3 protein-coding genes are annotated in these 3,217 nt (G+C 37.5%); all 3 read left to right on the forward strand.

Annotation, left to right across the window (positions count from 1 at the left end; translation table 11 throughout):
* Window positions 1-238: 238 nt before the first annotated feature.
* Window positions 239-1,228, forward strand: a complete 990-nt coding sequence (locus tag QZ657_RS16670; protein WP_291968173.1) for a zinc-dependent alcohol dehydrogenase family protein — start codon at window positions 239-241, stop codon at window positions 1,226-1,228.
* A 206-nt stretch (window positions 1,229-1,434) separates the two neighbouring features.
* Window positions 1,435-2,397, forward strand: a complete 963-nt coding sequence (locus QZ657_RS16675) for a 2OG-Fe(II) oxygenase (protein ID WP_291968174.1) — start codon at window positions 1,435-1,437, stop codon at window positions 2,395-2,397.
* Window positions 2,398-2,490: 93 nt separating this feature from the next.
* Window positions 2,491-3,217 (forward strand): SDR family NAD(P)-dependent oxidoreductase (locus QZ657_RS16680; protein ID WP_291968175.1); only part of this gene is annotated, 727 nt, incomplete at its 3' end.

Below are 3,217 nucleotides of genomic sequence, written 5' to 3' on the forward strand. Positions count from 1 at the left end.
CAAAAGAATTGGGAACAAATGGTGATGGATATTCAAGAAGTAAATTAATAACGCTGAGCACTTTGCGCTACAAGCTTTACGCCAATCACATATCGCAGTTTGCTTAGAGCGTGTTGCGCACAGCGAATAGCGAATAGCGAATAGCGAATAGCGAATAGCGAATAAAATAAAGTCTCTGTCTAAGGCTAGAGATATTTCCACAGATAAATAGATTATAACAATAAAAAGAAGAAAGATTATGAAAGCAATGCTTATAAACAACTACGGAGAAAACGGAAATTTCGAAGTATCAGAAATTGAAAAACCAACAGTAAAGGCAAATCACGTATTGGTAAAAATAGCTGCATCTAGTGTAAATACAATTGACACTATGATTAAGAATATGGGAACCGATTTACCATTATCACCAGCTACACCAGCCTTATTAGGTATGGATTTCTCAGGAACTATAGAATCGGTTGGAGATGGTGTAGAAGGTTTTGAAGTAGGCGATGAAGTATACGGTTGCGCTGGCGGATTAGCCGATTTACCAGGAACCTTAACTGAATATATTGTAGCAGATAGCAACCTTGTAGCGCACAAACCAAAAGGCTTAACAATGCGCGAAACTGCAGCTTTACCATTAGTAGCTATTACAGCTTACGAAGGTTTAACAAGAGCAGGCGTAAAAGCAGGTCAGAAAGTATTGGTACACGGTGGTTCTGGTGGTGTTGGTCACTTAGCGGTGCAGTTGGCAAAGTATTTTGAAGCAGAAGTTTTTGCTACTGGTACTGGTACTGGTGATAATCAAAAAGCTATTGTTGAAAAATTTGGCGCAACTTTTATCGATTTTAAAACTGAAAAAGTAGCCGATTATACCGCTAAATATACCGATGGTGGTTTTGATGTGGTTTTTGATACTGTTGGTGGTGCAAACCTGACCAATTCTATTGAAGCTGTTGCTTTAAACGGGCATATTTCTACTACGGTGTCGTTATGTGAGTTAGACTTAACGCCATTGCATTTTAAAGGAGCATCGTTACACGTGGTATTTATGCTAATACCAATGTTGCACAATTTTAAAAGAGAGGAACACGGAACTATTTTAGAGCGTTTGGCTAAAATTTCTAATGAAGGACATTTAACGCCAATAGTAGATGAAAACAAGTTTTCGCTAGAAGAAGTTGGTGATGCTTACGCACATTTACAAAGCGGAAAAGCTATTGGTAAAATAGTAGTTGAGAACTAAAAACAATAGGGATTTGCAATGTATCCTTATGGTTGATTAATAGTGTTAAATGCCTCTTTTTAGAGGCATTTTTCATTAAAAAATAGCAAAACCTTGTTTTTTACTAAAACCACCATTTTTACTACCAAAGCAGAACAGCCGGTTGTGCGTAATTTTGTTATAGATAAAAAATACAATAGCAGTAGCTATACTTAAAACATATAATTATGAAAACAATAGAACATACAAATGCACTTGCTGAAGCTCGTGCGCTAGAAGTACCATCAAGAGAATTATCCTTAAGACGTGATCCATCTGTTTCTCAATTTTGGAATGAAAACCGTAAATTGTTAGAAGCTGCTTGGGCAGAATGGGAAATTGAAAACAAAGACGATTTACTAGTTCCTGACGAAACTTTGCTTGACCCACGTTTACGTAAAGCCATTAAAGAGGCTTGGGAAAATCCTGAAAAAGAATCTGCTGTTGCCAATTTATGGGAAGAAGTTATACCTGGAGTTTATGTAGCACAGTTTTTTGATGTAGATCGCTTAGCGGATTTTCGCAACTACTTAGAAGCTGTTGCAAACTCAAGAGTACCAAAACGTGCGCCTTATGGCATACAGCTAAACCGATATGGTATGATGCTAGACCCTCGTTCTGAAGGGCATTTGGCAGCACCTAATTTTCAGGCTTTTTATAATGATATGATGGACCGTTTTATGCGTCCTATAGCGCGCTTGTTATTGGGAACTTACGGTTATGACAATCAGACTTTTGGATTTTCAATACAATACAATCCAGATAAGGACAAGGATTTACACGCACATACCGATGCTTCTGCGGCTACCTTGAATATCAATATTAACTTACCGGATGAAAAGTTTACAGGATCTGAGGTCGATTTTTATGATAAAGCTTCTGGAAAAACGGTACAAGCTATTTTTGAGCCAGGAAAAGCCATCATCCATAGAGGTAATGTGCCACACGCAACACATCCAATTAAAAGCGGACAACGTAGTAATTTAGTAGTTTGGCTGTATGGAGACCGTATGCAAATACCACGTGGTAGTACCAGTAGTTACGGGAATAGTAACAGTGAATCTATTAAAGATGTTGCCTTGGAAAGTGTTACCGCTCGCCAACGTTGGAGTTTACCTGATGGTCCTAAAGATACCGTTGCACCGTTTTAATTACAGTAAGCGTAGTTTATTATATTAGACAAAAATGAAATTATAAAACTGGCAATAGTTGTATTGCCAGTTTTCATCAACATAAAAGATACAATGAAACATATTTTAATAACAGGAAGTACAGACGGTATAGGTAAATTACTAGCCTTGCGTTTGGCTAAAGAAGGGCACTTTGTTGCCATTCACGGTAGGAGTGATGCTAAATTAAGCGCTACTTTAAAAGAAATTAAACAACAATCTAATAATGAAAATGTAATAGGCTTTTTAGCGGATTTTTCAGACTTAATTGCGGTTAAAAATATGGCTGAAGAAGTTGCTGAAAAAATGCCAATAATTGATGTTTTGGTAAATAATGCAGGCGTTTTAATGACAAACAGCAATAGTGGTACTACAGATATTCGGTTCGTGGTAAATTACTTTGCACCTTATGCATTAACTAATGGCATATTAGCAAATTTAAAAGCATCGGACGCACCAAGAATTGTGAATTTAAGCTCTGCCGCTCAATCAACTATAAATATACAAGCGTTAGAAGGCAAATCAGGCTTGGGTGCCAACGAAGCTTACGCACAAAGCAAACTGGCATTGACAATGTGGAGTTTTTATTTAGCGGAACAAGAACCATCAATCACGGTAGTGGCGGTAAATCCGGGGTCCTTACTAAATACCAAAATGGCAAAAGAAGCTTATGGTCAGCATTGGTCTCCTGCAGAAAAAGGGGTTGACATTCTGTACAATTTAAGTATGACAGATTTAGCAAAATCTGGTGAGTATTTTGATAATGATAAAGGTTCATATGCCACAGCACACGCAGATGCAT

Origin of the sequence: Maribacter sp., assembly GCA_020629415.1 — a bacterium.
In the GTDB taxonomy this organism is placed as follows: domain Bacteria; phylum Bacteroidota; class Bacteroidia; order Flavobacteriales; family Flavobacteriaceae; genus Maribacter; species Maribacter huludaoensis.

Bases quoted from the DNA above. Each gene is read 5' to 3' on its own strand.
- QZ657_RS16675 (WP_291968174.1), top strand. From the start codon at position 1,435: ATGAAAACAATAGAACATACAAATGCACTTGCTGAAGCTCGTGCGCTA.
- QZ657_RS16670 (WP_291968173.1), top strand. From the start codon at position 239: ATGAAAGCAATGCTTATAAACAACTACGGAGAAAACGGAAATTTCGAA.